The following is a 20,848-nucleotide window of genomic DNA, read 5'->3' as shown; positions in this document are numbered from 1 at the left end:
ATCGGGAACCTTTCCTCTGCGGCTGCATCCAATGTCCGGAACCAATTGGAGACAGGACACCCGCCATGCCAGGGACCGCAGCCGGCCTGACCGCCGGCGCCCGGACTTCGGAGGCCGCGCTGGTGGCCCGCGCGCGGCGCCGCGACGAGGCCGCGTTGCGCGAGATTATGCAAGCCAATAACCGCCGGCTCTTCAGGCTCGCCCGCGGCATCCTGCGCAGCGACAGCGAAGCGGAGGACGTTGTGCAGGAGACCTATGTCCGCGCCTTCACGCATCTCGACGGATTCCTTGGCGAGTCGGCGCTGTCGACGTGGCTGTCGCGCATTGCCATCAACGAAGCCCTCGGACGCGCACGCGGTCGGAAGCCGCAGGTCGAGCTGGGATCGGTGCCGGAGGCAACGCTCGAAGCGCAAATCATCCAGTTTCCGCTTTCGTCCGCCGCAACTGATCCGGAAAAGTCCATGGCCCAACGCGAGATCCAGCGTGTCGTCGAACGCGCGGTCGATGAACTGCCCGAGACCTTCCGCATGGTCTTCATCGCGCGGGTGATGGAGGGGATGAGCGTGGAGGGGACCGCCGAGCTGCTCGGCATCAAGCCCGAGACGGTGAAGACTCGGTTGCACCGTGCGCGCGCGATGCTGCGCGAGAACGTCGAGAAGAAGATCGGTCCGGTCGTGATGGATGCGTTTCCGTTCGCCGGTGAGCGTTGCGAGCGCCTGACGGAGGCCGTGCTCAGGCGGCTTGGCATCGGGGCCTAATTTTTCGGGAACGTTCGCGCGGAATTGGCATCCAACCTGTGCAAGCAACAGTCCGGAACGTTTCCGGCCCACAGGAGTGCCAAGCCATGCTGATCCGATGGAGCGCGGCGGCCGCCGCAGCGATGATGTTGTCGAGTCCCGTTTTGCTGCACGGCGCCAGCGCAGCCGACAAGCCCACCGATCCCCAGATCGCGCATATCGCCTACATCGCGGGCGTGATCGACATCAACGCTGCCAAGCAGGCGCAGAAGAAGGCCAAGAACAAGGATGTCAAGGCGTTCGCCGAAGACATGCTGCGCGACCACGAGGCGGTCAACAAGCAGGCCCTCGCGCTCGTCAAGAAGCTGAACGTCACGCCGGAGGACAACGACACCAGCAAGGCGCTATCGAAGCAGGCGGCCGACAAGCTGGCCGAGCTCGACAAGCTCGATGGCGCGGCGTTCGACAAGGCTTACGTCGCCAACGAGGTCGCCTACCACAAGGCAGTCAATGGCGCCCTGGAGACGCAACTCATTCCGTCTGCGAGCAATGCCGAGCTGAAGAGCCTGCTGCAGACCGGGCTGAAGATCTTCCAGGGCCATCAGCAGCACGCCGAGCACGTTGCGGCCGAGCTGAAATAGGAGCCTCGCATGATGCCGGGACGCCTCGCTTCGATCGCGCTTGCGGTCGTCCTCCTGTCGACCATCGTCCCGGCACGCGCCGCGTCGATCGAGATCACGATGGACAATCTGGTGATTGCTCCGGCTGAGGTATCGGCGAAGATCGGCGATACCATCACCTGGGTCAACAAGGACGTCTTCGCCCACACCGCCACCGCCAGGAACGGCGATTTCGACGTGATGCTGCCGCCGAAGAAATCGGCGACATCAGTTCTGAACAAGGCCGGAACGGTCGAGTATTACTGCCGCTATCATCCCAACATGAAAGCGACGCTCAGGATCGAGCCGTGACGAGGGAGCGAATTCCCGCGCGCTGCGGGAACATCTCCCGACGGCCGCGAGACTAATGCTTGTCCGCTGAAAGAGGCTTCCGTGCGATAACAGCGGCAGACTTCGCGAAGCCTTTCGCCAAATCCGTTCGCAAAGTCATTCATCCGCAACTGGCCCCGCCCGCGTGGCGGGGTCATTTTTCGGAGCGGCCTACTGCCTGGAGATGCCGACCGAGAATTCGCCGTTGCGGATGCGGCCGGGAAAGCCCTCGACGAACTTTGCCACCGCGTCCTCGCCATAGGTGCCGACGAGCTCGGCGAGCGCCGCGAACAGGCTCGCCTGCGCCAGGCAGTCGCCGTCGACGCCGTCATGGCGCGCCTCGGCCCAGGCCTCGTTGAGATAGCTCAGCGCAGCCTGTTTCTGCTCGTGATCGGGCAGCGGCGCGCGGGCGGGGGCGTAGGAAATCGGCTGGCTCATGAAACTCGGTCAGGGCTGGGGCGCGATCCACGGCGATGCGCTGTGCGAGAAGGTGTAGCACGGGCGTTAACGACCGCTAGGCCACATCTTTAAGAACGGTTAACGGCTGTGAACAAAATCGATGACAGTTCCAGCACTCGTCATTCCGGGGCGCGCGCAGCGCGAGCCCGGAATCCATCAGGCCACCAACTCTGCGGCTCGATGGATTCCGGGCTCTCGACTTCGTCGCGCCCCGGAATGACGAGAAATCAGTTCGCGTAGCGCGCCGTGAGATCCCGCGAGATCTTCGAGCCTTCCTCGATATAGCGGCGGATCGCCACCGTCGCGGCCGGCGTGCAGCTGCGATAGGTCTGCTGAAAACCGTTATAGCCGCGGTTGAAGGCGGCGATCATGCGGGTGCGGCGCTCCCCGGAGGGGGTCTCGGCATCGATCAGCGCCTGCATCTCGTTGCGCCATTTGTTGCCCTCGTTCGCCCCGCAGATGCCGCGCAGATAGTGCAGGCCGCCCAGGATCTCGGCCAGCCGCTGCAGTCCGCCGTCAAACGGCGCCGCCACGTCCTGGGCTCTCGCAGGCCCGGAGGCGCAGGCGAGAATCACGGCAAAAATGGCCAGAAATCGCATCGACATCGGCGGCTGTATGCCCCCTCGGGACGGCTGGCGCAAGACGGGCCGTCAGGCCCCAAGCAGCCGGTGAGCCGACAGGATGACCTCCCCCAGCCCCCCGGTCAGCTTGAGGTCGCCGAGGCTTGCCAGCGCATCCGGCGCGATCCAGCGGTAATCGTCGAGCTCGTCGTTGAGAGCCGGCTCCCGGGCCGTCCAGCGGGCGGCAAAGGACATGATCAGGTAATGGCCGGCGCCGGCGGTGGCCGGCAGCACCTCGCGCCAGCCGGCAAGGCCAACGATCTCGATACGAAGCCCGGTTTCCTCGTCGACCTCACGGCTCAAGGCCTGATGCAGCGATTCGCCGAACTCGACACGGCCGCCCGGCAGCGAATAGAAGCCCTTGGCGGGCGAGCGGGCGCGGCGGACCAGCAGCACCTTGCCGTCGCGGAAGATCGCCGCGCTGACCGCGAGCTGGGGATGGGCAGGGTGGACGATTGCGGTCAATCGCGCCACCTATCGGGCCGAGTTCGCCATGATGGTGTCGACGTCGGCTTCCGCCCCGCCATTGATGATGCCGCCGCAGGCCGCGATCAGCGGCTTGACCCAGAGGGTGGCCTGCTCGGCGAGGCGCACGCGGGTCGAGTCCTTCTCGACCTCGCGCATGGCCGAGCCGACCGCGGTCAGGATCGAGGTCATGGTATCCGTCATGTGGTCGAACTGGGCACGCACGTTGGGATCGGCTTTCTCATAGGCTTCGATCGCCAAATCCCGCGCCTTGAAATTCGACGCCGTGAAATGCTCGGCGTAGGACAGCGGCGTCCAGGTCAGGAAGTCATCCGCGCATTCCGGCATATCCGGCACCATCTCGAGCAGCATCACGGCTTCATTGAAATGGTTGAGATAGTCGGTGGCAAGCCCGGTCCGCGGGTTGATGTTGGCCACGCGCAGCCGTTCGGCCCAGGCGGCCGCCTCGGGGCCCGTCTGTACATGCGTCCGCGCGGGTTGGGTGGCCGTTGAGCTCATCTGCCGCAGTGTTAACGTTCGGGGTTAAAAGGACCTGAACGGACCCTATATAGGCCCCCAAAGGATGTGTGGACGCTTCGTCATAACTTCGGCCCCCGCGGCTTTGCGGCAACTGTTCGGCTATGTCGAGCAGCCGAATTTCCCGCCCCGGTACAATGTCGCCCCGACGCAACCGATTCCGGTGGTGCTGGTCGAGAACGGCGCGCGCCGCTTCCGCCTGATGCGCTGGGGTCTGCTGCCGAGCTGGGTCAAGGACCCCCGCGGGTTCACGCTCCTGATCAACGCCCGCTCCGAGACTGTGCTGGAGAAACCCGCCTTCAAGAACGCGATTCGCCGCCGGCGCGGCCTGATCCCGGCTGATGGTTATTACGAGTGGAAGACGGAAGCCGGCCGCAAACAGCCCTTTTTCATCCACCGCGCCGACGGTGAGCCGCTCGGCTTTGCCGCCTTGTTCGAGACCTGGGTCGGGCCGAACGGCGAGGAGCTCGACACGGTCGCGATCGTCACCGCGGCGGCTGGCGAGGATCTCGCCGCTCTGCGTGACCGCGTGCCCGTCACCATCAGCCCGCGCGACTTCGAGCGCTGTCTCGACATCAAAGGCGACGAGGTCGATGCGATCCTGCCGCTGATGAGGCCTCCGCACGTCGGCGAATTCGCCTGGCACCCGGTCTCTACCCGCGTCAACCGCGTCGCCAATGATGACGAGCAGCTCGTGCTGCCGATCAGTGCGGAGGAGATCGAGGCGGAGGCCGAGGCGACGAAGCCGAAGAAGGGGGTGCGGAAGATTGCGGCTGCGTCGTCGGATGACGGGCAGGGATCGTTGTTCTAGGCGCGGTGCCGTAGGGTGGGCAAAGGCGCAACGCGCCGTGCCCACGATCCCTCTCTTCAACACCGCGGTGGTGGGCACGCTTCCGCCTTCGCTCCTCGAGCTACGGCGGACAAGTCGCTTTGCCCACCCTGCGGCAGCGCAAGCTTAAACGACGTCCCGCGCCCGCAGCCCCGCGATCTCCGCCGCGTCGAATCCCAGCTCGCCGAGCACCGCGTCCGTATCCGCGCCCAGCTCCGGCGCCATGCGATCCAGCCTGCCGCCGCCATGCGCGAGCTTGAAGCCGCTGCCGGCAAAGCGCAGGCGGCCGTATTGGGTGTCCAGCTCCTGGATCGCGCCGCGCGCCTTCACTTGCGGATGGTCGATGACCTCCTCGACCTTCCAGATGCTGGCGCAGGGCGCGCCGGCGTCTTCCAGGATCGTTTCCCATTCGCGCGCCGGCCGTGCGGCGAGCGCTTCCTCGATGATGGCGCGGAGCGCCGGCTCGTTCTCGTTGCGGGAGAACCAGTCGGCAAAGCGCGGATCTGACAGCGTGTCCTCGCGGCCGAGCGCAGCCATCAACGCGCGGTATTGCTTCTCGTTGTTGACGGCGAGCAGGATATGGCCGTCGCCGCACTTGAATAAATTTGCCGTGGTCCGGCGGCTCACCGCCTGATTGCCCGACAGTGTTTGCCGATGACCGGCGACCGACCAGTCCGCGATCTGGCCCGAGAGAAACGCCAGCGTCGCCTCCAGCATGGAGACGTCGATCAGCTGCCCCTTGCCGGTGCGGTCGCGCTGGTAGAGCGCGCTCGACACGCCGAACGCGGCCGTGGCGCCCGAAAGCACGTCGCACACCGCAAAGCCGGCGCGCGTCGGTCCGGTCTCGGGGTGGCCGGTGATCGCCATGATGCCCGACAGCGCCTGCATCTTGCCGTCATAGCCGGGGCGCAGGCGATCCGGGCCGGTCTGGCCGAAGCCTGACACCGCGCAATAGATCAGCTTCGGATTGATCGCGGACAGCGCCTCATAGCCGATGCCGAGCTTGTCCATCACGCCCGGACGGAAATTCTCCATGACGACGTCGACGCGGCTTGCGAGCTTCTTCACGATCGCGATCGCCTCCGGCTTCTGCAGATCGAGCGTCAGGCTGCGCTTGTTGCCGTTGATGGCCTGGAATGCCGGCGCCAGGCCACGCTCGGCCCATTCGCGGGACAGCGGCGTGCGGCGCATGTCCTCGCCCTCGCGCCGCTCGACCTTGATGACGTCGGCGCCGAGCAGCGCAAGCTGATAGCTCGCATAGGGGCCGGCCAGCACTTGCGTGAAATCCAGGATCTTCACGCCCTCGAACGGTCGCGTCACGTCGCTCTCCCTTGATTGTTGTTATCGGAGGACGTCAGGCGGCGCGGTTGCCGCGCGCGATCTCCTTCTGCTTGTCGAATTCGGCGCGGCGGCGCGCCAGCTCTTCAGGGCTCAGCTGCGCGACGTTGTTGTAGTCGAGCTTCCAGGAGGCATCCTCGCTCCAGCGCAGCGGCGACTGCATCGTGGTCTGCGGACCGCTCGCGGTCTCCAGCAGCCGGAGCGCGAGCTCGAGCGTCTGCGCCTGCGAGGCGATGTCGTGCGGCTTGCCGGCAGAATTGCCGAGCGGGAAATCAGAGAACAGGAAGCGCGGCACGGCGGCGTGCTCGACGATGTCCTTGGCGCAGCCCGTGATCACGGTCGGAATACCGTTGCGCTCCAGATGCCGCGCCACCAGTGCGGTGGTCTGGTGGCAGACCGGGCAGTTCGGCACCAGCACCGCGACGTCGACCTTGTCCGCGAGGCAGCGCGCCAGGATCTCCGGCGCGTCGGTGTCGAGCGTGACGCGATGGCTGCGGTTGGTCGGCGCGCCGAAGAAGCGCGGGGCGATCTCGCCGATCCGCCCCGCGGCGGACGCTTTCAACAACTGTGGCAGCGGAAACCAGGTGCCGCTGTCGGTGGCCGAGGTGTGCTTGCGGTCGTAGCCGATGTGCGAGATGCGCAGGTCGTGCTCTTGCGACGTGTCGCCGTCATAGACCTGATTGAACTTCGCGCTGCCATTATACGCCGCGCCCGGCCCCTGGTCGCCCTTGGCCGGATCGTAGGGCGCAGCGGTGGTGATGATGGTGACGCGCGATTGGGCCAGCGGTTTCTTCAGCGGCTGGAACGGCGCCTCGGTGTAATGCGCCCAGCGGTACGGCGTGGTGTAGCCGATCGCCGCGTAATAATCGCGGGTGCGCTGCATGTAGGGAACGGGGGAGTCGTAGTCGGGCGCAAAGCCGAATTCGTCGTCGCGCGGAGCAGACATGGCGCGTCTCCTGGTTCTTGGTTGGGGCAGACTAGAGATAGTTTTGCGGTTGCTCAACCAGGGGAGCGGCGACGCGGGACAGAATTGCAATGCTGATAGAGCGAGCTACGCTCTTACCCTCTCCCCTTGCGGGAGAGGGTGGCTCGCCGCGGAGCGGCGAGACGGGTGAGGGGTATCTCTCCGCGAGTCCAACTCTCTCAGGAGCCCGCGGAGAGATACCCCTCATCCGGCGCTTCGCGCCACCTTCTCCCACAAGGGGAGAAGGAAGAAAGACAACCTACTTGAACACGTGCAGCGCTGCATATTGCAGCAGCATGATCGCCTTGGCGTCGATGATGCGGCCGTCGGCGATCATCGCCAGGGCCTCGTCGATGGACAGCTCCAGCACCTCGATGTCCTCGCCTTCGTGTTCGAGGCCACCGCCGTCGCTCACCCGCATCTCGGGCTCGTATTCGGCGACGAAGAAATGCAGCTTTTCGGTGATGGCGCCGGGACTCATGAAGGCCTCGAACACCTTGTGGACGTGGTGCAGGCGATAGCCGGTCTCTTCCTCCGCCTCGGCGCGGATGCGCTCCTCGGGCTCGGCGTTGTCGAGCACGCCGGCAGCGGCCTCGATCAAGAGGTCGTCGTAGCCGCGGATGAAGGCCGGCAGGCGGAACTGCTTCACCAGGATCACGGTCCGCCGCGCGAGATTGTAGGGCAGCACGGCGGCGGCGTTGTCGCGCTCATAGGTCTCGCGATGCTGCGTCTGCCACTCGCCACTGGCGCGCCGGTACTCGAACGTCGTGGTCTTCAGCGTGGTCCAGCCGTCCGAGAGCACGCGGACGTCCTTGATGCGGACGCGGTCGGAAATGGTCATGAGGTCTCTCTCTTCTTCACCTCTCCCCGCTTGCGGGGAGAGGTCGCATCCCATCGGAGATGGGATGCGGGTGAGGGGGTACAGGTCCATCGACGATCTCGCGTGCGGAGAGAAGCCCCTCACCCCAACCCTCTCCCCGTAAGAACGGGGCGAGGGGGCGCAGTTGCGTTCGCGGCCGCATCTCGATCTCAATTGCTTGGCGTGGTCGCGCGGCCGTCGAGCCACTTCTGGAACATCACGGAGGTCGATAGCTCGAAGCCCAGCGAGCCATAGAACGCATTGGCCTGCGCGTTCTCGCGGCGGACCAGGAGCTGCAGCTTCGAAATCCCGGCGCTTCGCAGCCAGTCCTCGGCCGCGGCCATGATGATGCGGCCATAGCCGCGCTTCTGACAGGTGGGATCGACGGCGACGTAATAGACCCAGCCGCGATGGCCATCATGGCCGACCATCGCGGTGGCAACGATCGCGCCGTTCTCGCGGCCGACCAGCACGGTGGAATTGGCCCGCCGCCGCGCCAGCGCGATGTCGGCATGCGGATCGTTCCAGGGCCGCGTCAGGCCGCAGCGCTGCCATAGCGCGACGACTGGCTCGACATCGGCGTCGGAGATGGGCTCGATCGCAAGGGCGCTCACAGCACCTTCCCCGGATTCATGATGCCGAGCGGATCGAGCATCGCCTTGACCTGTCGCATCAGCTCGAACGCGGTCTTGTCCTTCACCTCGGGCAGCTCGTCGCGCTTGAGCACGCCGATGCCGTGCTCGGCCGAGATCGAGCCGCCCATGCGCAGCACGATCTCGAACACCACCGCGTTCACATCATGCCAGCGCGCGAGGAAATCGGCGGTGTTGGCGCCGATCGGCTGACTGACATTGTAATGCAGATTGCCGTCGCCGAGATGGCCGAACGGCACCGGCCGGGCGCCGGGGATCAGCTTCACCACGGCCGCATCGGCTTCCGCGATGAATTCGGGCACGGCCGCAACCGGGACGGAGATGTCGTGCTTGATCGAGCCGCCTTCCGGCTTCTGCGCCGCCGACATCTCGTCACGCAGCTTCCAGAACGCCGCGCGCTGGGCGAGGCTCGCCGCGATCACGGCATCGTCGACGATCTCCTCCTCCATGGCGCGGGCGAGGATCGTCTCCAGCGGCGTGCGGGCATCCTCGCTTGGCGATGACAATTCCATCAGCACGTACCAGGGATGCTTCTCGGCGAGCGGATCGCGCACGTCGATGCCGTGGCGCACGGAGAAATCCACCGCCAGCTGCGACAGCAGCTCGAAGCTCGTCAGCGCATTGGCGGCCTCGCCTTGCGCGATGGTGAGCAGCTTCAGCGCCGCCGCCGGCGATTTCAGCCCGACGAAGGCGGTCTCGATCGCCCGCGGCTTCGGAAACAGTTTCAGCGTCGCCGCGGTGATGATGCCGAGCGTGCCTTCAGCGCCGATGAAGAGGTTGTGCAGATTGTAGCCGGTGTTGTCCTTCTTCAGCTTCGACAGCGCGTTCAGCACGCGCCCGTCGGCGAGCACCACTTCCAGCCCCAGCGCCATCTCGCGCGCGACGCCATAGGCGAGCGCCGCGGTACCGCCGGCATTGGTGGAGAGATTGCCGCCGATGGTGCAGCTGCCTTCGGCACCGAGCGACAGCGGAAACAGCCGGTCGACCTCGGACGCCTTGGCTTGCGCGATCTGCAGCACCACGCCGGCTTCGACCGTCATGGTGTTAGAGGCGGTGTCGACCTCGCGGATCTTGTCAAGCCGGCGCAGCGACACCACCACCTCGCCATTATGCGGCGTCTGGCCGCCGACGAGCCCGGTGTTGCCGCCCTGCGGCACCAGCGCGATGTTGTGCGCGGACGCGAGCTTGCAGATGGCAGAGACCTCCGCCGTCGAGCCCGGGCGCAGCACCAGCGGCGAGCGGCCGTGGAACAAATTGCGCTCCTCGGTGACGTAAGGCTCGATATCAGTCGGATCGGTGATCGCGTGGCGGTCGCCGACGATGTTGCGGAATTGCGCGATCAATTCGGGGGCAAGCGGCGGGGTGGCAGGCTTGTTGATGTTCATGTCCTCGTCTCTTGCTTCACCGCGCCACCGCGGCGCGGCGCAGCCGGTCGTTGATCGCCTCGCCCAGACCATCTTCGGGTATCGGCATCACCGCAATCGCCCGCGGCCCCTTCGCATCGAGGCTGCGAAGATAGCCGAACAGATTGGCGGCGGCTTCATCGAGATCACCGGTGGGCGACAAATTCATGACGGCCGACGCGGCGTCAAGGCCGGGCAGGCGCGCGGGGCCGAACGCCAGCAGCGCCTCGCCCGGCGCGATCTCACGCGCATCGAGCCGCACATGGGCGCGCGGCGCGTAATGCGAGGCCAGCATGCCCGGCGCCAGCGGCTGGCCGTCGTCGCTCTCGGCCTCCGCCGGCGGCCGCGCCAGCGGCGCGCCCAGCACCGCCTCGATCCGCTCGCGTGACAGCCCGCCGGGACGGAGCAGCATCGGCGCGTCGAGGCAGCCGACGATCGTCGATTCCACGCCGACCGTAACAGGCCCGCCATCGACGATCAGGTCGATCCGCCCGGCAAGGTCGCTCTCGACATGGGCAGCCAGCGTCGGCGAGACGTGGCCGGAGATGTTGGCCGACGGCGCCACCACGGCGCCGCCGAAGGCGCGCAGGATCGCCTGCGCGACGGGATGGGCGGGGATGCGGATCGCGACCGTGTCGAGGCCGGCGGTGGCAAGATCCGCCACCGGGCAGTCCTCGGTCTTCGGCACCACCAGCGTCAGCGGCCCCGGCCAGAACGCTTCCGCCAGTGCCAGCGCGCGCGCATCGAATCGCCCGATCCGCCGCGCGGCCTTGAGGTCCGCGACATGCGCAATCAGCGGATTGAACGCCGGCCGCCCCTTGGCGGCGTAGAGATGGGCGATCGCGACTGCATTGGCTGCATCCGCCCCGAGCCCGTAGACCGTCTCGGTCGGGAACGCGACCAGCCCGCCGGCCGCAAGTCGCCGGGCGGCGGCTTCCGCGCCGGCCGCGCCGGCCGGCAAAATCAGCGTTTCAACACCCGTTTTCACGAGGGCAAAATTCCTCAGCTCGGCCGCTTGCAGTGCGTCAAACCCGACGCTATAAGCCGCCTTCTTGTCGGAGTGTGGCTCAGCCCGGTAGAGCACTGCGTTCGGGACGCAGGGGTCGCAGGTTCGAATCCTGCCACTCCGACCATCATTTCAAGTACTTATACTTTCTACGTTTTTCCCACGCAATGAAATGCGTAATGATTTGAGGCACGGCAGCCATCCCTGTCGATCCCAGGCTTATGCCAGGGGCGTCGAGGAGCAGATCAGGCTGATGCGGGACGACCTAAACGAACCCTGGCGGGATGTCACGTAGGACATGATCGAGCATCACAAATGCTCCCTCCGGACTTACGGGCCTATTTTGGCTGACCTCCGGGCGCGAATGGCGCGCGGGGGATAGAGTTCAACTCAGCGCCTTCCTCCAAACGCCTACGCAGCCTCTTCATCCGGATGAAGGTCCTTGTCAGCAAGCCTCGCACCATTGGCGGAGATCGGCAATTGTCCGGAAACAAAGACAAAAGCGCCGGCTCTCACCGCATGACTGTCGTACCCACCTGGGGCCGCCACTCCGTGAGGTTCTAGGCAGGCAATGTCACCAGCCATTAAACCTCCGCCATCTTTCAATGCCGTTTTCCGTGGCGGCATGATATTCGGAGAATTGTGCTCCGGTAGCACAGGCGTGATTCGGGAGTATTCGAAGTCGTGTGCCAATCGGAAAGCAATTTTCAAGAGAGATGACAGGACCGTTTCTTACGGCAAGGATTCCGTGTTCCTGATTTGCTGCGATCATCACCAAGTCTTCCTTGAGCGGGCGCCCCTCTAAATCGCATGCGATCCCGTATCCGTAATCACGGCGCTGACGAGCAGTGCCGCGGTCTCGGCTCATCGCCATCCATCCGGCGTCGACGATAATCCAGCCTTTCTCCGACTGATGGCCGACCACGCTCGTCAGCACGGACAGGGCGATATCGTCGAACGCGCAGACGCCGACATTCGTCATGAATAGATCGAAGAACACGTACACGCCGCAGCGCACTTCCGTAACGCCGTCCAAGGCGCGGGCGGACAGCGCTGTCGGGGTCGATCCGACGCTCACGACCGGGCATGGAAGGCCGGCAGCGCGAAGCCGTTCGGCCGCGCGAACGCTCAAGGCACGCTCCTGCTCCGCCAACCGCTCCAGGGCCCCGGGCTCGTCGAGCTCATAGGAGTTTCCGGCATGAGTCAGCACGCCGCGAAGTGTGGCGCCGCCGGTGTGAAGAATGCGGCCGATCTCGATGAGACGCTCATCCTCGGGGCCTACACCCGAGCGGTGTCCGTCAGTGTCGACCTCGATCAGGACGTGGAAAGGATCGCGATGGGACTGCGCCTCGACGACGGCTTGCGCAGCCTCGACCGAGTCGACCAGAATTTTGAGGCGGCAGCCTCGATCACGCAGTCGCTGGGTCCGGCTGAGCCGGTGCGGCGCGATGCAGACCGCGTAGAGGATGTCGTCGTAGCCCGCAGCAAAAAACTCCTCGGCTTCGCGCAGGGTCGAGACGGTGATGCCGTTCGAGCCCGCGGCGCGCTGCCTGTCCGCAACAGCGAAGCATTTGGTCGTCTTGACGTGGGGACGGAAACTGACGTCCAAGGCGTTCATCCGGTCCTGCATGCGGGCGATATTACGCTGCATGCGCACGACGTCGACGATGGCAGCGGGCGTTTCGATGTCGGAAAAAGATGTCATGCTTAGTCCAGATATTCGCCCTTGGCGCGCAGCACTGGCACGTCGTGCTCCAGCCCTTGGGCGATCAGTGCGCTGACGGCACCGGGCTCGAGATCCGCTCCCCGTGGCAGTTCGACACCCACCGCTGTCATTTGCCGCATGACATCCGGGTCGACGAGTGCTGCGCGCAAGGCGTCGTTTAATTTCTGACGCACCGGAACGGGCGTTCCCCTTCGCACGAAGATCGCGTTCCAGGAGCGGAGTTTCACGCCCGGATAGCCGGCCTCTGCCGTAGTGGATATTTGAGGCGCCTGCGGCAGGGGCTGATCACTCAGCGCTGCGATTGCCTTGATCGTTCCGCCGAGCACTTGAGGGAGCGCTGTGGTGGTCTGGTCACACATGAAGTCCACGTGACCACCCATGAGGTCGTTCATCGCTGGGGCAATGCCGCGATATGGAACATGGGTGATGCTCAGTTTCAGGTTTGACAGCAGCAGAACGCAGGCATAGTGCGAAATCGATCCGACGCCAGCGCTGCCATAGGTGAGTTTCTCGCCGTTGGCACCGGCATAGGTGACGAACTCATGTAGATTGGATGCCGGCAGGTCCATCTTCGCGACAAGAAGTGTGGAAGCCATCCCAGCGAGGCCCACAGGCTCGAAGTCGGCGATTGGGTCGTATGGAAGGCGTTTGTAGAACGCGACATTCGCGACATGTGTACCGATGGTGCCAAATCCGAGCGAGTATCCATCCGCAGGCGCCTTTAGCAATTTGGTTAGGCCGATGGTGCCGCTGGCGCCGCCAATATTTTCTACGATGATCGACTGCTTCAAGTGGGCGGCCATGGCTTGAGCCACCGCCCGGCCAAGTGCATCGCTCGGGCCACCGGCGGGAAACGGAACGATCAGCGTCAATTGCCTCTCGGGAAACTCCTGGGCCGTTGCCGCAGAGATGTTCAATCCGACTGCGAACATGGCGGCCAACGTGCGAGATATCATGAAAAGTCCTCCAGCCAGGGAACGAGGTCATCGAGGTTCGGAGATTCTCTCTCAGCTGCCGGTGCGCCCTCCGGACGAGCCAAGCCCACGCGATTGTGCCAGTAGGTGCGCAGTCCGACGGCTGAGGTGCCGATGAGGTCGTAGCCGGAGCCTGCGACAAACGCTGCGTCCGCAGCCGACACGCCCAGCATGTCCAACGCAAGACGATAGGGGCGGGTGTGGGGCTTATAGAATCCGGCCTCTTCCGCGGTGATCACGACATCCCATTGTGTGCGGAGGCGGGCGGCGGCCATTCGTCCAAGGCGCGTCGAGCAATTGGTGACGACTGCCAGGCGCGCGCGTCCGGCCAACTGGTCTAGCGCAACCTGCGCGCCGCTCCAGACCGGGAGGGACATCCAATTTGCTTCGAGGGCGTCTGCCGCCGACGGAGCGAGACCAGTTGCGCGCGCAGCCTGGCGGACCAGATCCTCATACGGAACATAACTACCGCAACCATAGGTCATGCGGAGATACTCGGCCCTCCAGGCTCGGCCCGACGCTTCGGATCCGGCGGAGGCATTCCAGACGCTCCAGGAATCGAGGAGCGCCGTGAGAAGATCGAAAAGAACGGCGCGGGGCATGGTCATTGTCAAACTTCTATCACTTCGGTGATCAGTTGTGTTTAAGTATGATTATCTCATCCTTTCAGGAAAATTGAATGATTGCGCTTGAGGATTTTCGATTTGTGGTAGCCCTGAGCCGAACCGGCTCGCTTAGCGGGGCGGCGAGGGCGCTCGATGTCACGCCGCCGGCGCTTTCCATGCGATTGAAAAAGCTGGAGGCCGTTCTCGGAATCAATCTTGTCGTCCGCAACTCCCGAGGCCTGCGCTTCACGCCGGAAGGCGAACGGCTCGTTCATGAAGCCCAGTCCCTGTTGGCGCGTATCGATGATCTGGGGAACAGTCTCAGCGGTGGCGCATTTGCCGGCCCCCTACGGGTTGTCGCGCCCTTTGGCTTTGGCAGGATTCATGTCGCGCCCGTCATGGCGGCATTCATTCGCGACTACCCACAGGTGCGTGCGACGCTGGATCTTTCCGAAACCCCCTGGAACAGCAATGTCGAAGCTGACGTCGTCATCCATATCGGGACAGTCCGGGATTCCTCGTGGATCGCTCACCTTCTTGCCCGCAACGCGCGCTGGGTGTGCGCCAGTCCCGGCTATCTTCGACGACGCGGAACGCCGTCACATCCCCGCGACCTGGCCCAGCATGCATGTCTCTCCGTTCGCGAAAACGAAGAGGACGTGACGCTTTGGCGCTACAGGAATAGCCACGCATCATCCCGGCGATCAGAAGCGCTTCGAATAACTCCGGCACTCACCAGCAACAATGGTGAGGTTGTTCGCGAGTGGGCTATTGCAGGGTTGGGCATCGCACTCAGGTCCGAATGGGACGTGGCGCCATCGGTTAAGAAGGGCGAACTGCGTCGGCTGTTTCGTGAATATGAATTCGAAGGCGCCGATATTCTGGCTTTGGTGCCAACGCGTCGCGGGGTCTCAGCCCGTGTCTCGCATTTTGTTGAAAGCCTGAAAACCCGCTTTCAACCGAGGCCGCCTTGGCGAAGTATTTGACGTGCAGCGCTCGAAGCCGCCTTGCTGACGGTTCGGCCGAGCGATTTGGCCCTTGCCGTGGGGACACGTCCAGCAATGTCCGCTATCAGCGCGAGAGAGCGGGTCATGACCCGGAGCCGGGCCGTGGCGGGACAGCGGCGCGGCCGTGATTGGCCGCGCCGCTGTGATCTTGCGATGGAAGGGCCCCTAGTCTTCGTAGGGTGCGTAGGCTGATGTGCCCCAGCGGGGCTCGTCATATCCGTAGCCCGGGCCCTGATAGCCATAGGTGTTGGTGGGGTGCCAACCGCCGATGCGCTGGCATTGGCCGACGCCGGCCATCAACTGGCCGCCGCTCATCGCCGGGCCGGCGGCGCCGACAGCTTCTCCGCTAGGTGTCGTGCACCAGCCGGGACCGCGTCCCGCAGCGAGGCTGGGGCTTGCAGTTGCGAGCGGCAAAATCGCGGCAAGAGTTGCGGCGACGCTCACGAGTTTCGTACGTGTCATGGTTGTCTCCATGTTCGGGTTCAACGGGGGACCAATCCCTCCTGCCGCGAGACGTTCCGCGCGGAACGGTCGCGATGTCGCGAGCAAAGGGTTTCCTCGGGTTTCCCGGAACGCGGTGATTCCATTCATGTGAGCGCGTCATCGCGAGCGTGCATCATCATCTGCGCGCGACCAGCACACCCACCAGGAAGGCCACCAGCAGCGACGGCAGCGGGGCGTCACGCACCATGCCGCGGACCACGTCTTGCCAGTGCTGCTCCGGCACCAGTTTCGGCGATCGCACGTTTGGCGCGGGCTCGATGGCCCAGCTGGATGCGAGCTCGGCGATTTCGCTCTGCGCGAGGCGCACGCCGTCGCGGACGCGAAAGATTGCGGCCTCGGATCGCTCGCGCGGCGCGAGCAGCATCAAGGTCTCGACGGCCGTGCGCAGCGTCATCTCGCCGTAGCCTTGCAGCCTGACCTGCTCCTCGGGATCGGACGTCATGCGAAATCCCTCACAAGCCAAATTCTTCATAACGCGACGGGGCGCGCGATGGTGAAGACGCCGCCGCGCACAGGACCAGCATGGATACCGCGCCGGCCACGCCGCGCGCGAGATAGGCGCGCGTCGGGTGCCTGCTCATGATCTCGCTCCATGCTTTGCATGGAAATGGCCGCCGCCGCGCTTGGTTCCCCCTGGCGCGGCGCGAATCGGTAGGCCTGGTTATTTCCGCAGCAGCTCGCTCAAGGCCGCCGTCGCCTCGGCGCAGCGGATGTCGTCGATCTCGCGCGACAGGCTGAGCGCGCTCGATCTCAGCTCTTCCAGCTTCCAATTCTCCGGATTCTGGTTTTCGAGTTGGCTGAGACGCTTGTTCAGATCGTCCAGCCTGGATTGGAGCTGCCCGATGCTGGCGGCCCCATTCACTTTCCAAACGCGTTGTGCACGCATCGTCTTCCCCTGATAGTCTCACGGCCTTGTGAGAGCGGTTCGTGGCCGGAATGGGAGTTTGTTTTGTCCAGCTTCAGACGGTGGGGAACCGTTGCAGATCGGCAACGAAATTCCCGTCCAGGGTGCTCACCCAGCGCCGCAAGATGATACCCGCAGGCACGGAATTTGATTGTGCCCTCGGCACGGAGGGCCGAGGCGGCCTGTGCGCGCGGTGCGCCGCCCGATAGGCTCGGGCCCGGTGCACTCGAAAAAGATGGGGAATGACGCGTGGCGAGGATTATGACCATCGCAGCCGGCCAGCTCGGACCGATCGCGAAGAGCGAGACCAGGACCGCGGTGGTGGCGCGGCTGATGGCGTTGATGCGCGAGGCACGGGCTTGCGGCTGCGATCTGATCGTCTATCCCGAGCTGGCGCTGACCACGTTTTTCCCGCGCTGGTACTTCGAGGACCAGGCCGAGATCGACAGCTTCTTCGAGCGCGAGATGCCGGGCTCCGAGACGCAGGCGCTGTTCGATCTTGCGCGCGAGCTCGGCATCGGCTTCTGCCTCGGCTACGCCGAGCTGACCGTCGAGGCCGGGATCGTCAGGCACTACAACACGTCCATCCTCGTCGACCAGAGCGGCGCGATCGTCCTGAAATATCGCAAGGTGCATCTGCCCGGCCATGCCGAGCACGAGCCCTGGCGCGAATTCCAGCACCTGGAGAAGCGCTATTTCGAGCCCGGCAGCGGCTTCGGCGTGGTCGATGCCTTCGGCGGCGTGATGGGCATGGCGATCTGCAACGATCGCCGCTGGAGCGAGACCTATCGCGTCATGGGGCTGCAGGGCGTCGAGATGGTGCTGATCGGCTACAACACGCCGGTGCACAATCCGCCCGCGCCGGAGCATGACGATCTCTCGCTGTTCCACAATCACCTGGTGATGCAGGCCGGCGCCTATCAGAACGGCACCTTCGTGGTCGGCGTCGCTAAGGCCGGCAACGAGGAAGGCGTCGATCACATCGGCGGCAGCTGCGTCATTGCGCCCTCGGGCGAGATCATCGCGGCCTCCACCACCAAGGGCGACGAGATCGCGCTGGCGCGCTGCGATCTCGATCTCTGCAACTCCTACAAGCGCACCACCTTCAATTTCGACGTTCATCGCCAGCCGCGGGCCTACGGCATGATCGTCGAGCGTAAGGGCGTGACGACGATGGCGGATGGCACGCCGGTGAAGGGGTGATGCTGCCGTGGCCCGGATGGAGCGTCAGCGTAATCCGGGGCCGCTCGCCCGGTTCATGGAGGCGTAGGATGGGTAGAGCATTTGCGAAACCCATCATGCTTCGGCGAGGAGGATGCGTGACGGGTTTCGCTTCGCTCTACCCATCCTACGAGAGCCGTTCAGAACTGCGGTGCTGCCACACTCCGTCATTGCGAGCGCAGCGAAGCAATCCAGAGTCTCTCCGCGGCGGTAGTCTGGATTGCTTCGCTGCGCTCGCAATGACGAGGAGGAGAGTGTGCGCACCCTACTTCGCTCTCGTGCCCCGGACGCAGCGCAGCGTCCCAGCGATGCGGAGCATCGTCCGGTGCGGTGCGCTGCAGAGCCGGGGCCCATCTATCCGCACCACGCCGTGTCGCCCTGGGTCCCGGCTCTGCGCCGCAACGCTTACGCGTTGCAGCTTGTCCGGGACGCGAGAATGACGTCACCATCATGTCCCCCTTCACAACCACGTGTCTTTATTCGGAAACGTTCATTCCCTATTATCCCGCAATGCAAAAGACCGCCCGCCGCTCCCGGCCTGCCGCACGTCCGCCCGGCCGCCCCCGGGAATTCGACATGGACACCGCGCTCGACCGCGCCGTGCGCGTGTTTCGCGAGCGCGGCTATCATGCCACCTCGATCGGCGAGCTCACCGCGGCGATGCGGCTCGCCACGGGAAGCATCTACAAGGCGTTTCGCGACAAGCATGCGGTGTTCCTCGGCGCCTTCGAGCGCTACGCGGCGCTGCGCCAGGAGCAGACCCGCAGCGCGGCGGCGCGCGGCGCGAACGGCCGCGAGCGCATCCGTCACCTGCTGCTGTCCTATGTCGAGCATTCCCAGGGTAGCGAGGGGCGGCGCGGCTGCCTCGTCGTCGGCAGTGCCGTCGAGCTCTCCGCGGTCGATCCGGTCGTCGGCGCCCGCGTCAATGCGCAGCTCGAGCGCAACGAAAGCTTCATCGCCGGCCTCATTCGCGAGGGCCAGGCCGACGGCTCGATTCCCCGCCACGTCGCGGCCGATGACACCGCACGGCTGATGATCTGCATCACGCAAGGCCTGCGCGTCGTCGGCAAGGCCCGCGTGCCGCTCGAAGGCGAGCGCCTCGTCGCCGTCGCCATGAAGCTGCTCGCCTGAATTTATCGTCATAATAGGGAATGATCATTCCCTATTAATATCTGGAGTCGATGCGAATGACCATGAATGCCACGATCGATACCGCGCCCGGGCCGGATGCGGTGTCGCAGCGCCTGACCTTCGTGCTTGCCGCGGCCTGTGGCATGGTCGCCGCCAACATCTATTATGCGCAGCCGCTGATCGCCCCGATCAGCGCCGCGCTCGGCCTGTCGCATGCAGCTAGCGGGCTGATCGTGACCATGACGCAGATCGGCTACGGCACCGGGCTGCTGCTGATCGTGCCGCTCGGCGATCTCGTCGAAAACCGCGCCTTGATCTGTTCGGTGATCATGCTCGGCGCCGCAGCGCTCATCGCCGCGGCGTTCGCAACCCATGCGCTGCCGTTCCTGCTCGCGGCGCTGTTCATCGGCCTCGGCTCGGTCGCGGTGCAGATCATCATCCCCTATGCGGCGCATCTGGCGCCCGAAGCCATCCGCGGCCGCGTCGTCGGCAACGTCTCGACCGGCCTGATGCTCGGCATCATGCTGGCGCGTCCGGTGTCGAGCTTCGTCACGGCCTTGACGTCGTGGCACGCGGTGTTCTTCGCCTCCGCCGCGCTGATGATCGTGCTCGCGGCCGCGCTCTGGATGACGCTGCCGAAGCGCAAGCCGGTCACGCGGATGCATTACGGCCAATTGCTGCTGTCGATGCCGGATCTGGTGCGGGCCACGCCCCTGCTGCGGCGCCGCGCGCTCTACCAGGCGAGCCTGTTCGGCGCCTTCACCCTGTTCTGGACGGTGGCGCCGCTCCAGCTCGCCGGCGAGTTCGGCTTCTCCCAGCGCGGCATCGCGCTGTTCGCGCTGGCCGGCGTCGCCGGCGTGTTCGCCGCACCGATCGCCGGACGCCTCGCAGACCGCGGCCATAGCCGTATCGCGACGCTGGTCGCGATGCTGCTCACGGCCGCCGGCTTCCTCGTGACCGCCATCGGCGCGCCCGGCTCGATGCTGAACCTCGCCTGTCTGGTGGTCGCCGCGATTGCGATCGACATCGGTGTCCAGGGCAACGTAGTGCTGGGTTTCCGCGCCATCTTCGCGCTCGGCCATGAGCACCGCAGTCGCCTCAACGGTCTCTACATGGCGACGTTCTTCGCCGCCGGCGCGGCCGGCTCCGCGGTCGGAGCCTGGGCGTTCGCACAAGGCGGCTGGATGCTCGCATCGGCCATTGGCCTTGCTTTGCCCGTCGCGGGGCTGCTCTACGCGGTGACCGAGTAGCGGCCGGTCGCCGGGATGGCGCTATGCGAGCCGTTCACCAACCGCGCGATGAGGCAATTTCCATCTCGCGGATGGGTTGCGGTTGTAGTACTTTCGTCGCAAACGCACCTGGTTAACGGGCGGCAGGGGGAGGCTGATGAAGCGTGCGGGGCTGTTTGGCGTACCGCGGGTACGGCCATGGTCGTGGCAGGCGTTTCTGCTCGGATTGGCCGTCGTCGCGATGTCGGCCGTGCTTCAGGGTATCTGCGTCGTGCTCGGCGCAAAGTTCTATTTCGCAGCATTCCTGCCCGGCCTGTTCGTGCTTGCGCTGATGACGGGCGCACCGGCGGCGGCGTTGGCCGCGCTGCTCACGGTGCCGCTGGTGTGGTGGGCGTTCATCCCGCCCTTTTTCGAGTTCAACGCACTGACCAGCGCGAATGCCGATTCCATCAACCTGTTCTGTCTTCTCGCAGTCCTCCTGATCGGCCTTGCCGATCTCTGCCGCGCCACGATGACGATCGTCAGAAGCGGTGGGCTGAAGCCCTCGGGCGAGAGCGCGGCAACGAATCCGTAATAGATCGCGCCGCGCGCGTTGCGGCTGCGCAACAGTCCGGCAACCATCCGCGGACTTGCCGCGCGCCGCTAACTTTTCGAAAAAGATTTGGCCGCAGTTTCTCCCGCGGGAATG

The 20,848-nt window shown here is 65.0% G+C and carries 25 protein-coding genes and 1 tRNA gene; 10 read left to right on the top strand and 16 right to left on the bottom strand.

Features of this window, described 5'->3' with window-relative positions; all coding sequences use genetic code 11:
- Positions 1 to 65 precede the first annotated feature (65 nt).
- The 3 genes from ACNJYA_RS28555 (at position 66) to ACNJYA_RS28545 (ending at position 1,708) form a co-directional block, all read left to right on the top strand.
- Positions 66 to 758: an RNA polymerase sigma factor gene (locus ACNJYA_RS28555; RefSeq protein WP_439363997.1), complete on the top strand. Its 693-nt coding sequence runs from the start codon at positions 66 to 68 to the stop codon at positions 756 to 758.
- Positions 759 to 844: 86 nt separating this feature from the next.
- Positions 845 to 1,378, top strand: a complete 534-nt coding sequence (locus ACNJYA_RS28550) for a DUF4142 domain-containing protein (protein WP_172787274.1) — start codon at positions 845 to 847, stop codon at positions 1,376 to 1,378.
- 9 nt (positions 1,379 to 1,387) lie between these two features.
- On the top strand, positions 1,388 to 1,708 hold the full coding sequence (locus ACNJYA_RS28545) for a cupredoxin domain-containing protein (RefSeq protein WP_439401081.1): 321 nt from the start codon (positions 1,388 to 1,390) through the stop codon (positions 1,706 to 1,708).
- Positions 1,709 to 1,897: 189 nt separating this feature from the next.
- On the opposite strand, the gene ACNJYA_RS28540 is transcribed toward ACNJYA_RS28545, so the two are convergent.
- The 4 genes from ACNJYA_RS28540 to ACNJYA_RS28525 all read right to left on the bottom strand — a co-directional run bounded on the left by ACNJYA_RS28540 (position 1,898) and on the right by ACNJYA_RS28525 (position 3,789).
- Positions 1,898 to 2,164: a hypothetical protein gene (locus ACNJYA_RS28540; protein ID WP_025034564.1), complete on the bottom strand. Its 267-nt coding sequence runs from the start codon at positions 2,162 to 2,164 to the stop codon at positions 1,898 to 1,900.
- A 248-nt stretch (positions 2,165 to 2,412) separates the two neighbouring features.
- Positions 2,413 to 2,790 carry a TIGR02301 family protein gene (locus ACNJYA_RS28535; protein ID WP_212254635.1) on the bottom strand — a complete coding sequence of 126 codons (378 nt, stop codon included), beginning with the start codon at positions 2,788 to 2,790 and terminating at the stop codon, positions 2,413 to 2,415.
- 45 nt (positions 2,791 to 2,835) lie between these two features.
- Positions 2,836 to 3,270, bottom strand: coding sequence for an NUDIX hydrolase (locus ACNJYA_RS28530; RefSeq protein WP_439401080.1), 435 nt, complete (start codon positions 3,268 to 3,270; stop codon positions 2,836 to 2,838).
- Between the two features lie 9 nt (positions 3,271 to 3,279).
- Positions 3,280 to 3,789 (bottom strand): hypothetical protein, encoded by a 510-nt coding sequence (locus ACNJYA_RS28525; protein WP_172787278.1) that lies wholly within the window; start codon positions 3,787 to 3,789, stop codon positions 3,280 to 3,282.
- 64 nt (positions 3,790 to 3,853) lie between these two features.
- Between ACNJYA_RS28525 and ACNJYA_RS28520 the strand changes: the two genes are divergently transcribed.
- Entirely contained in the window at positions 3,854 to 4,618 is a 765-nt protein-coding gene (locus ACNJYA_RS28520) for an SOS response-associated peptidase (RefSeq protein WP_439401079.1), read from the top strand.
- A gap of 144 nt (positions 4,619 to 4,762) precedes the next feature.
- Here the strand turns inward: ACNJYA_RS28520 and ACNJYA_RS28515 are convergent, their stop codons facing one another.
- The 6 genes from ACNJYA_RS28515 to ACNJYA_RS28490 all read right to left on the bottom strand — a co-directional run bounded on the left by ACNJYA_RS28515 (position 4,763) and on the right by ACNJYA_RS28490 (position 10,841).
- A complete protein-coding gene (locus tag ACNJYA_RS28515) occupies positions 4,763 to 5,956 on the bottom strand; it encodes a CaiB/BaiF CoA transferase family protein (RefSeq protein WP_439401078.1) in 1,194 nt (397 codons plus the stop codon).
- A gap of 34 nt (positions 5,957 to 5,990) precedes the next feature.
- The gene (locus ACNJYA_RS28510; RefSeq protein WP_439401077.1) at positions 5,991 to 6,920 is read right to left on the bottom strand and encodes a glycine reductase; all 930 of its coding nucleotides are present in this window, start codon (positions 6,918 to 6,920) and stop codon (positions 5,991 to 5,993) included.
- A gap of 277 nt (positions 6,921 to 7,197) precedes the next feature.
- Positions 7,198 to 7,779 carry an NUDIX domain-containing protein gene (locus ACNJYA_RS28505; RefSeq protein WP_439401076.1) on the bottom strand — a complete coding sequence of 194 codons (582 nt, stop codon included), beginning with the start codon at positions 7,777 to 7,779 and terminating at the stop codon, positions 7,198 to 7,200.
- A gap of 188 nt (positions 7,780 to 7,967) precedes the next feature.
- A complete protein-coding gene (locus ACNJYA_RS28500; protein WP_172787283.1) occupies positions 7,968 to 8,411 on the bottom strand; it encodes a GNAT family acetyltransferase in 444 nt (147 codons plus the stop codon).
- A complete protein-coding gene (locus ACNJYA_RS28495; RefSeq protein ID WP_172787284.1) occupies positions 8,408 to 9,835 on the bottom strand; it encodes an FAD-binding oxidoreductase in 1,428 nt (475 codons plus the stop codon). Before ACNJYA_RS28495 ends, ACNJYA_RS28500 begins: the two co-directional genes overlap by 4 nt.
- A 16-nt stretch (positions 9,836 to 9,851) precedes the next feature.
- On the bottom strand, positions 9,852 to 10,841 hold the full coding sequence (locus ACNJYA_RS28490) for an L-threonylcarbamoyladenylate synthase (RefSeq protein ID WP_439401075.1): 990 nt from the start codon (positions 10,839 to 10,841) through the stop codon (positions 9,852 to 9,854).
- Positions 10,842 to 10,909: 68 nt separating this feature from the next.
- Here ACNJYA_RS28490 and ACNJYA_RS28485 point away from each other — a divergent pair.
- A tRNA-Pro gene (locus ACNJYA_RS28485) sits at positions 10,910 to 10,986 on the top strand.
- 447 nt (positions 10,987 to 11,433) lie between these two features.
- On the opposite strand, the gene ACNJYA_RS28480 is transcribed toward ACNJYA_RS28485, so the two are convergent.
- Genes ACNJYA_RS28480 through ACNJYA_RS28470 form a run of 3 tightly spaced genes read right to left on the bottom strand, consistent with a single transcriptional unit; the run spans position 11,434 to position 14,167 of the window.
- The gene (locus ACNJYA_RS28480) at positions 11,434 to 12,564 is read right to left on the bottom strand and encodes a DSD1 family PLP-dependent enzyme (RefSeq protein WP_439401074.1); all 1,131 of its coding nucleotides are present in this window, start codon (positions 12,562 to 12,564) and stop codon (positions 11,434 to 11,436) included.
- Between the two features lie 2 nt (positions 12,565 to 12,566).
- Positions 12,567 to 13,517, bottom strand: coding sequence for a tripartite tricarboxylate transporter substrate-binding protein (locus ACNJYA_RS28475; protein WP_439403482.1), 951 nt, complete (start codon positions 13,515 to 13,517; stop codon positions 12,567 to 12,569).
- A 20-nt stretch (positions 13,518 to 13,537) separates the two neighbouring features.
- On the bottom strand, positions 13,538 to 14,167 hold the full coding sequence (locus ACNJYA_RS28470) for an HAD-IA family hydrolase (protein WP_439401073.1): 630 nt from the start codon (positions 14,165 to 14,167) through the stop codon (positions 13,538 to 13,540).
- A gap of 71 nt (positions 14,168 to 14,238) precedes the next feature.
- Here ACNJYA_RS28470 and ACNJYA_RS28465 point away from each other — a divergent pair, with 71 nt between their 5' ends.
- Positions 14,239 to 15,150 (top strand): LysR family transcriptional regulator, encoded by a 912-nt coding sequence (locus ACNJYA_RS28465; protein ID WP_172787289.1) that lies wholly within the window; start codon positions 14,239 to 14,241, stop codon positions 15,148 to 15,150.
- Between the two features lie 186 nt (positions 15,151 to 15,336).
- Here ACNJYA_RS28465 and ACNJYA_RS28460 read toward each other — a convergent pair whose 3' ends face one another.
- The 3 genes from ACNJYA_RS28460 to ACNJYA_RS28450 form a co-directional block, all read right to left on the bottom strand.
- On the bottom strand, positions 15,337 to 15,633 hold the full coding sequence (locus ACNJYA_RS28460) for a hypothetical protein (protein ID WP_172787290.1): 297 nt from the start codon (positions 15,631 to 15,633) through the stop codon (positions 15,337 to 15,339).
- Positions 15,634 to 15,790: 157 nt separating this feature from the next.
- Positions 15,791 to 16,117 carry a hypothetical protein gene (locus tag ACNJYA_RS28455; RefSeq protein WP_439363980.1) on the bottom strand — a complete coding sequence of 109 codons (327 nt, stop codon included), beginning with the start codon at positions 16,115 to 16,117 and terminating at the stop codon, positions 15,791 to 15,793.
- A 219-nt stretch (positions 16,118 to 16,336) separates the two neighbouring features.
- Entirely contained in the window at positions 16,337 to 16,561 is a 225-nt protein-coding gene (locus tag ACNJYA_RS28450; RefSeq protein WP_018648745.1) for a hypothetical protein, read from the bottom strand.
- A gap of 279 nt (positions 16,562 to 16,840) precedes the next feature.
- On the opposite strand from ACNJYA_RS28450, the gene ACNJYA_RS28445 reads away from it, so the two are divergent.
- The 4 genes from ACNJYA_RS28445 to ACNJYA_RS28430 all read left to right on the top strand — a co-directional run bounded on the left by ACNJYA_RS28445 (position 16,841) and on the right by ACNJYA_RS28430 (position 20,734).
- Positions 16,841 to 17,782 (top strand): N-carbamoyl-D-amino-acid hydrolase, encoded by a 942-nt coding sequence (locus tag ACNJYA_RS28445; protein WP_439401072.1) that lies wholly within the window; start codon positions 16,841 to 16,843, stop codon positions 17,780 to 17,782.
- Between the two features lie 528 nt (positions 17,783 to 18,310).
- Positions 18,311 to 18,931, top strand: a complete 621-nt coding sequence (locus ACNJYA_RS28440) for a TetR/AcrR family transcriptional regulator (RefSeq protein WP_439403481.1) — start codon at positions 18,311 to 18,313, stop codon at positions 18,929 to 18,931.
- A 56-nt stretch (positions 18,932 to 18,987) separates the two neighbouring features.
- Positions 18,988 to 20,181 (top strand): MFS transporter, encoded by a 1,194-nt coding sequence (locus tag ACNJYA_RS28435; RefSeq protein WP_439401071.1) that lies wholly within the window; start codon positions 18,988 to 18,990, stop codon positions 20,179 to 20,181.
- A gap of 136 nt (positions 20,182 to 20,317) precedes the next feature.
- Positions 20,318 to 20,734 (top strand): DUF4118 domain-containing protein, encoded by a 417-nt coding sequence (locus ACNJYA_RS28430; RefSeq protein WP_260382643.1) that lies wholly within the window; start codon positions 20,318 to 20,320, stop codon positions 20,732 to 20,734.
- The last annotated feature ends 114 nt before the right edge of the window (positions 20,735 to 20,848 follow it).

The sequence above is a fragment of the Bradyrhizobium sp. BLXBL-01 genome (assembly GCF_051853025.1).
Taxonomy (GTDB): Bacteria; Pseudomonadota; Alphaproteobacteria; order Rhizobiales; family Xanthobacteraceae; genus Bradyrhizobium.
This window is presented reverse-complemented; position numbering and strand designations above follow the sequence as displayed.

Bases quoted from the DNA above. Each gene is read 5' to 3' on its own strand.
- ACNJYA_RS28555 (WP_439363997.1), top strand. From the start codon at position 66: ATGCCAGGGACCGCAGCCGGCCTGACCGCCGGCGCCCGGACTTCGGAG.
- ACNJYA_RS28550 (WP_172787274.1), top strand. From the start codon at position 845: ATGCTGATCCGATGGAGCGCGGCGGCCGCCGCAGCGATGATGTTGTCG.
- ACNJYA_RS28545 (WP_439401081.1), top strand. From the start codon at position 1,388: ATGATGCCGGGACGCCTCGCTTCGATCGCGCTTGCGGTCGTCCTCCTG.
- ACNJYA_RS28540 (WP_025034564.1), bottom strand. From the start codon at position 2,164: ATGAGCCAGCCGATTTCCTACGCCCCCGCCCGCGCGCCGCTGCCCGAT.
- ACNJYA_RS28535 (WP_212254635.1), bottom strand. From the start codon at position 2,790: ATGTCGATGCGATTTCTGGCCATTTTTGCCGTGATTCTCGCCTGCGCC.
- ACNJYA_RS28525 (WP_172787278.1), bottom strand. From the start codon at position 3,789: ATGAGCTCAACGGCCACCCAACCCGCGCGGACGCATGTACAGACGGGC.
- ACNJYA_RS28520 (WP_439401079.1), top strand. From the start codon at position 3,854: ATGTGTGGACGCTTCGTCATAACTTCGGCCCCCGCGGCTTTGCGGCAA.
- ACNJYA_RS28510 (WP_439401077.1), bottom strand. From the start codon at position 6,920: ATGTCTGCTCCGCGCGACGACGAATTCGGCTTTGCGCCCGACTACGAC.
- ACNJYA_RS28505 (WP_439401076.1), bottom strand. From the start codon at position 7,779: ATGACCATTTCCGACCGCGTCCGCATCAAGGACGTCCGCGTGCTCTCG.
- ACNJYA_RS28495 (WP_172787284.1), bottom strand. From the start codon at position 9,835: ATGAACATCAACAAGCCTGCCACCCCGCCGCTTGCCCCCGAATTGATC.
- ACNJYA_RS28480 (WP_439401074.1), bottom strand. From the start codon at position 12,564: ATGACATCTTTTTCCGACATCGAAACGCCCGCTGCCATCGTCGACGTC.
- ACNJYA_RS28475 (WP_439403482.1), bottom strand. From the start codon at position 13,517: ATGTTCGCAGTCGGATTGAACATCTCTGCGGCAACGGCCCAGGAGTTT.
- ACNJYA_RS28470 (WP_439401073.1), bottom strand. From the start codon at position 14,167: ATGACCATGCCCCGCGCCGTTCTTTTCGATCTTCTCACGGCGCTCCTC.
- ACNJYA_RS28465 (WP_172787289.1), top strand. From the start codon at position 14,239: ATGATTGCGCTTGAGGATTTTCGATTTGTGGTAGCCCTGAGCCGAACC.
- ACNJYA_RS28460 (WP_172787290.1), bottom strand. From the start codon at position 15,633: ATGACACGTACGAAACTCGTGAGCGTCGCCGCAACTCTTGCCGCGATT.
- ACNJYA_RS28455 (WP_439363980.1), bottom strand. From the start codon at position 16,117: ATGACGTCCGATCCCGAGGAGCAGGTCAGGCTGCAAGGCTACGGCGAG.
- ACNJYA_RS28450 (WP_018648745.1), bottom strand. From the start codon at position 16,561: ATGCGTGCACAACGCGTTTGGAAAGTGAATGGGGCCGCCAGCATCGGG.
- ACNJYA_RS28445 (WP_439401072.1), top strand. From the start codon at position 16,841: ATGACCATCGCAGCCGGCCAGCTCGGACCGATCGCGAAGAGCGAGACC.
- ACNJYA_RS28440 (WP_439403481.1), top strand. From the start codon at position 18,311: ATGCAAAAGACCGCCCGCCGCTCCCGGCCTGCCGCACGTCCGCCCGGC.
- ACNJYA_RS28435 (WP_439401071.1), top strand. From the start codon at position 18,988: ATGACCATGAATGCCACGATCGATACCGCGCCCGGGCCGGATGCGGTG.
- ACNJYA_RS28430 (WP_260382643.1), top strand. From the start codon at position 20,318: ATGAAGCGTGCGGGGCTGTTTGGCGTACCGCGGGTACGGCCATGGTCG.